7 protein-coding genes are annotated in these 6,032 nt (G+C 74.9%); all 7 read right to left on the bottom strand.

The window, feature by feature from the left end; all coding sequences use genetic code 11:
• On the bottom strand, positions 1-676 hold a 676-nt coding region (locus E9565_RS21395), incomplete at its 3' end, for a TIGR03943 family protein (protein ID WP_236836686.1).
• A 19-nt stretch (positions 677-695) separates the two neighbouring features.
• The gene (locus E9565_RS21390; RefSeq protein WP_236826290.1) at positions 696-1,706 is read right to left on the bottom strand and encodes a permease; all 1,011 of its coding nucleotides are present in this window, start codon (positions 1,704-1,706) and stop codon (positions 696-698) included.
• An 80-nt stretch (positions 1,707-1,786) separates the two neighbouring features.
• A complete protein-coding gene (locus E9565_RS21385) occupies positions 1,787-2,269 on the bottom strand; it encodes a peptide deformylase (RefSeq protein WP_236826289.1) in 483 nt (160 codons plus the stop codon).
• 30 nt (positions 2,270-2,299) lie between these two features.
• A complete protein-coding gene (proB, locus tag E9565_RS21380) occupies positions 2,300-3,424 on the bottom strand; it encodes a glutamate 5-kinase (RefSeq protein ID WP_236826288.1) in 1,125 nt (374 codons plus the stop codon).
• Complete coding sequence (gene obgE / locus E9565_RS21375; RefSeq protein ID WP_236826287.1) at positions 3,421-4,956, bottom strand: GTPase ObgE; 1,536 nt, start codon at positions 4,954-4,956, stop codon at positions 3,421-3,423. Before obgE ends, proB begins: the two co-directional genes overlap by 4 nt.
• A 144-nt stretch (positions 4,957-5,100) precedes the next feature.
• Entirely contained in the window at positions 5,101-5,358 is a 258-nt protein-coding gene (rpmA, locus tag E9565_RS21370) for a 50S ribosomal protein L27 (protein ID WP_091933064.1), read from the bottom strand.
• 7 nt (positions 5,359-5,365) lie between these two features.
• Positions 5,366-5,677 carry a 50S ribosomal protein L21 gene (rplU, locus tag E9565_RS21365; RefSeq protein WP_236826286.1) on the bottom strand — a complete coding sequence of 104 codons (312 nt, stop codon included), beginning with the start codon at positions 5,675-5,677 and terminating at the stop codon, positions 5,366-5,368.
• Between the last annotated feature and the right edge of the window lie 355 nt (positions 5,678-6,032).

Here is a 6,032-nt window from a genome sequence, read left to right as displayed (position 1 = left end):
CCTCGACCCACTCCCCCTCCTCGAGGTCCTCGGGCGCCCCGGACAGGACGACGGCGATCGGCACCGCGTCGGCCGCGCAGCAGCCGATCCGGATCCGCGCCACGTACCAGCCGCCGCCGTCCCGCGGCAGCGCGAACCCCTGCAACCGGACCGACCGGCCGGTCAGCGCCGGGCTCCCCGGGGCGAGGGCGTGGATCCCGTACTCGAGCAGCGTGAGGGTGCGGTGGTCCGCCCCCTCGTCGTCCGGCCCGAGCAGCGCGGCGGAGGACCGCGCACCGGCGGGGACCGCGATGGGCTGCGCCTGCCGCTCGGCCGTGAACGCCCCGAGAGCGGGCGGGGCCACCAGCAGCAGGACGGCGACCGGGAGCACCAGCAGCCAGGTGCTCGGGGCCACGTCGTGGTGGTGCCCGTCGTGGTGGTGCCCGTCGTGGTGGTGCCCGTCGTGGTGGTGCCCGTCGTGGTGGTGCCCGTCGTGGTGGTGCCCGTCGTGGTGGTGCCCGTCGTCCGCATGCCGCCGGGTGCCCAGCAGCCCGGCAGCGGCGAGCGCCAGCAGCACCGCACCGGCCCCGACGAGCAGCGGCCGGAACCCCGGCTGGACGTAGGCCAGGTGGGCGTCGGTCAGCGCGGTGCGGAGCACGACCCCGCCCAGGAGGACCAGCAGCAGCTGCTGGATCACCCGCGCCACGGAGCCCGCCTCACAGCAGGACCCACGCGACCAGCAGCGCCGTCGCGACGGCGACCAGGAACGTGACCGGCGCGAACCGGAGGGCGAACCGCGGCCCGAAGGTGCCGGCCTGCAGGGCGATCAGCTTGACGTCCACCACCGGACCGACGACCAGGAACACCAGGCGCGCCGTGAGGCTGAACGAGGTGAGGCTGGCCGCGACGAAGGCGTCCGCCTCCGAGCAGATGGCGAGCACGACGGCGAGCACCGCGAGGACGAGGACTGCGACGGCGGGGTTCTCCGCCAGCGCGTCGAGCCACGGCCGCGGGACGACGACGTTGAGCGTCGCCGCCGCGAGCGCCCCCAGCACGAGGAACCCGCCGGCGTGGGTGAAGTCGTGCTGCGCCGTGCCCACGAACAGCCGGGCGCGCCCCGCCTCCGGGTGCGCCCCGGCCCGCTGCCGGAGCCGGATCCACTCCGGCCGCCCGAAGACCGCCCACAACCAGCCCATGACCACGGCGACGACCAGCGAGGCGACGAACCGGCCGACCGCCATCATCGGCTCGCCCGGGAAGGCGACGACGGTGGCGACCACGACCACGGGGTTGATCGCCGGTGCGGAGAGCAGGAAGGCCAGCGCCGCGGCCGGTGCCACCCCCCGGCGCACGAGGCTGCCGGCCACCGGCACCGAGGCGCACTCGCAGCCGGGCAGGACCGCACCCGCCGCCCCCGCGGCCGGCACCGCGGCCACCGGGCTGCGGGGAAGCAGCCGCTCGAAGAACGACGGCGGCACCAGGGCCGTCACCGCGGCGGAGACCAGGACGCCGAGGACGAGGAACGGCAGCGCCTGCAGGCAGATGGCGACGAACACCGTCGACCACGCCTGCAGGGCCGGGAAGCCGAACCAGCCGGGCGCGAGGAAGTACAGGCCGATGGCGACCAGCAGCAGGACGAGCAGCACGTCGGAGGCCTGCACCCGCGACGGCTTCACGGCCTGGTCGACGCCGCCGGCCGGGACGTCGTCGCGCACCACCGGTGGCACGGCCACTCCGATCGGCTGAGAACGGTTCTCTCCGACGGAGCACTCTGCCACGGCCGGGTGGCCCTCGGCCGGAGGACGCGTCAGCGCTCGCGCAGCGCCCGCAGGGCGGCCTTCCGGGCGTCACCGGTGAGCCGGTCCAGGAAGACCTTGCCGTCGAGGTGGTCGACCTCGTGCTGGAGGCAGCGGGCCATCAGCCCCTCACCCTCCAGCCGCAGCGGCTTGCCGTCGACGTCGAAGCCCTCCGCGACGCAGCGCATCGCGCGCACGGTCGGTGCCCAGATCCCCGGCACCGACAGGCAGCCCTCGTCGCCGTCCTGGATCTCCTCGGAGCGCTCGACGATGACCGGGTTGACCATGTGCCCGATGACGCCGTCGATGTTGTAGGAGAAGGCCCGCACGTTGACGCCGATCTGCGGCGCCGCGACCCCGGCCCGGCCGGGGTGGTCGACGGTCTCCTCCAGGTCGCGGACCAGCGCGGCCAGCCAGCCGTCGAAGGCCCGGACGGGGTCCGAGGGGGTGCGCAGAACCGGGTCGCCGAGTTCGCGGATGGGGCGGATCGTCACCGGGTCAGTCTCTCAGCCGGAGCAGGGCGCTCAGCGCAGGCGTCCGACCAGCACCATCTCGTCGCGGTGCACCACCTCGCGGCGGTACTCGGCCGGGAGATCGCCGGTCTTGCGGCCGAGCAGGCGGGGCATCTCGCGGGCGTCGTAGGCGACCAGCCCGCGGGCGACCACCACGCCGTCGGGCCCGACCAGCTCCACCGGGTCGTCGGCGACGAACTCACCCGCGACCCCGGTGATCCCGGCCGCCAGCAGCGAGGCGTGCCGCTCGCGGAGCGCGGCGACCGCGCCGTCGTCGAGGAGCAGCCGGCCCCGGGGACGGCTGGCGTAGCGCAGCCAGAACTGGCGGGCGCTGGGCCGCTTGCCCATCGGCGCGAACAGGGTGCCCACCCGCTCGCCCGCCAGCGCGCCACCGGCCTGCGGGGTGGACGTGACCACCACGGGCACCCCGGCGTGCGCGGCGATGAACGCCGCCTCGACCTTGGTCGCCATCCCCCCGGTGCCCACGCCGTTGCGGCTGGCCGAGCCGAGGACGACCGCGGCCAGGTCCGCCGGGTCGCGCACGGTGTCGACGAGCTGGGCCGGGCCGGTCCGCGGGTCGCCGTCGTACACGCCGTCGACGTCGGAGAGCAGCACCAGGGCTTCGGCCTGCGAGACGTGGGCGACCAGGGCGGCGAGCCGGTCGTTGTCGCCGAAGCGGATCTCGTCGGTGGCGACCGTGTCGTTCTCGTTGACGACCGGCAGCACGCCGAGGTCCAGCAGCCGGTCGACGGTCCGGCGGGCGTTGCGGTAGTGGCTGCGCCGGGTGAGGTCGTCGGCGGTGAGCAGCACCTGGCCGACGGTGATCCCGTGGCGGGCGAACGCGTCGGCGTAGGTCTGCACCAGCCGCAGCTGGCCGACGCTGGCCGCGGCCTGCGCGGTCGCGAGGTCCCGGGGGCGCCCGTCGAGGCCGAGTGGCGCCAGCCCGGCGGCGATCGCGCCGGAGGAGACCAGGACGACCTCCCGGCCGGACGCCCGCACCGCGGCGAGCGCGTCGACCAGGGCGGTCAGCCGCTGGACGTCCAGGCCACCGGGCAGGGTGGTGAGCGAGGAGGAGCCGACCTTCACCACGACCCGGCCCGCCCCGGCGATCGCGGGGCGGGCGGCGGCCGGGGTCACCGGTCCCCCTCGCCGGCCCCACCGGGCAGGTCGTCGGCCAGCTCCTCGAGCTCCGCGTCGGTCCAGCCCGCCTCGGTGGCCTCGAAGGGCATGCGGCGGGCGCGCTTGGCCGCCAGCCGCTCGGAGGCCCCGATCCGCTCGTTGCTCTCGAGCCGGTTGTCGGTGCCGCGCCCGCCCAGACCCGCGGACTCCTCGGCGGTGAGGGTGCCGGCGGGCAGCGTCGGCGCCCAGTCGAAGGTGACGTCGCCGATGGTGACGGCGTCGCCCTCGCGGGCGCCGGCCTTGGCCAGCTCCTCCTCGACGCCGAGCCGGTTCAGCCGGTCGGCGAGGTAGCCGACGGCCTCGTCGTTGGTGAAGTCGGTCTGCCGCACCCACCGCTCCGGCTTCACGCCGCGGACGACGAAGGAGTCCGGGTCGTCGGGGTCGCGCGCCACGGTGAAGCCGCTGTCGTCGACGGCCCGCGGGGTCAGCGTCACCCGCGCCGGCTCGGGCGCCGGCAGCGAGGCGCGGTGCTCCTCGACGGCGGCCGCCAGTGCGTAGCCGAACGCGGCGAGCCCCTCACCGGTGACGGCGCTGATCGGGAAGACCTGCAGCCCGCGGGCCTCCAGGGTGCCGCGGACCAGGTCGACCAGCTCCCGGCCGTCGGGGACGTCGATCTTGTTGAGCACCGCGATGCGGAGCCTGCCGACCAGGTCGAGCTCGTCGCCGCCGGCCGCCGCCTCGGAGTACCGGGCGAGCTCGTGCTCCAGCGCGTCGATGTCGGTCTCGGGGTCGCGCCCGGGCTCCATGGTCGCCATGTCGATGACGTGCACCAGGACGGCGCAGCGCTCGACGTGCCGCAGGAACTGCAGGCCCAGGCCCTTGCCGGCCGAGGCCCCGGGGATCAGGCCCGGCACGTCGGCCATCGTGTAGACGGTGTCGCCGGAACGCACCACGCCGAGGTTGGGCACCAGCGTGGTGAACGGGTAGTCGGCGATCTTCGGCCGGGCCGCCGACATGGCGGCGACCAGCGAGGACTTCCCCGCCGACGGGTACCCGACCAGCCCGACGTCGGCGATGCTCTTGAGCTCCAGCACCGCGTCGAGCGCCTCACCGGGCTCGCCGAGCAGCGCGAAGCCGGGCGCCTTGCGGCGGTTGTTGGCCAGCGCCGCGTTCCCGAGGCCACCCTTGCCGCCGTGCGCGAGCACCACCCGGGTGCCGGCGCCGACCATGTCGGCGATCTGCCGGCCGTCCAGGGTGGTCACGACCGTGCCCTCGGGGACGCGCAGCACGCGGTCCTCGCCACGGGCGCCGTGCCGGTTGCTGCCGGCGCCGGGCCGGCCGTTGGCCGCCTTCTGGTGCGGGCGGTGGTGGAAGTCCAGCAGCGTGTGCACGCTCGGGTCCACCTCGAGGACGACGTCGCCGCCGTCACCGCCGTTGCCGCCGTCGGGCCCCCCGAGCGGCTTGAACTTCTCCCGGTGCACCGACGACACGCCGTGCCCGCCGTTGCCGGCGGCGACGTGGATGGTCACCCGGTCGACGAAAGCGGCCATGCCCGCCACCTCCTAGCTGGCTTCAGAACGCCACGAGCGCACGGGCCGATCGGCCCGTGCGCTCGTTGGCGAGACGAATGTGGTGGCCCCGCTGCACGGCCCCGCCCCGAGCCTGCGGGGGGTGGGGGGCAGCGGGGTACTTCTTCAGGCCTCGACGGCGGTGATGGAGACGGTCTTGCGTCCCCGCCGGGTGCCGAAGGTGACCGCGCCCGGCGCGAGCGCGAACAGCGTGTCGTCGCCACCGCGGCCGACACCCAGGCCCGGGTGGAAGTGGGTACCGCGCTGGCGGACGATGATCTCGCCGGCCTTGACGACCTGGCCGCCGAAGCGCTTCACGCCGAGGCGCTGGGCGTTCGAGTCGCGGCCGTTCCGGGAGGACGAGGCGCCCTTCTTGTGTGCCATGTCGGCGTCAGCCCTTCGTGATGTCGCGGACCACGACGTCGGTGAGGCGCTGACGGTGCCCCTGACGCTTGTGGTAACCGGTCTTGTTCTTGAACTTGTGGATGTGGATCTTGGGACCCTTGCCGTGGGCGAGGATCTCACCCGTCACGGTCACCTTCGCCAGGGCCGCCGCGTCGCTGGTGACGGTCTCACCGTCGACCAGGAGGATGGCCGGCAGGGTGACGGTGTCGCCAGCCTCACCGGCGAGACGGTTGATCGTGAACGTGTCGCCCACGGCCACCTTGTGCTGGCTCCCGCCAGCCTTCACCACTGCGTACACCACTGACTCCTGTTCGCGTTTCTCACGTCGAGCTCTGTGTCCGGCGCGCACGACCGGGGGGCGCCGGGTGCTTGGACGGGCTGCGCACGCCGTCCCGGCGGCGCCCGGAGGCGCCTGCGCGGTGGCGCAGCAACCCGTCCAGCGTACCCGAGCCGTCCCGGGCCGGTCGACACGCCCTGGTCGTGACCCTGCTGACCCCGTTCCCCCGGATCGGCGACCCCACCGGGCCGCCGATCCGCGGGGTGCTGGTCCCCCGCCTAGCTTTCGCCTCGCCAGTCAAGAGCTGTAGCGGGCAGGGGGCATCGGGCCGGGTGCTTCAGCGTCCGGCCGTGGGGTGCAGCGCGGTGGTCGGGTC

This window comes from Blastococcus sp. KM273129, from assembly GCF_021698995.1.
In the GTDB taxonomy this organism is placed as follows: Bacteria; Actinomycetota; Actinomycetes; order Mycobacteriales; family Geodermatophilaceae; genus Blastococcus.
The sequence above is the reverse complement of the archived record's forward strand: the minus strand, read 5'-3'. Positions and strand labels throughout refer to the sequence as shown.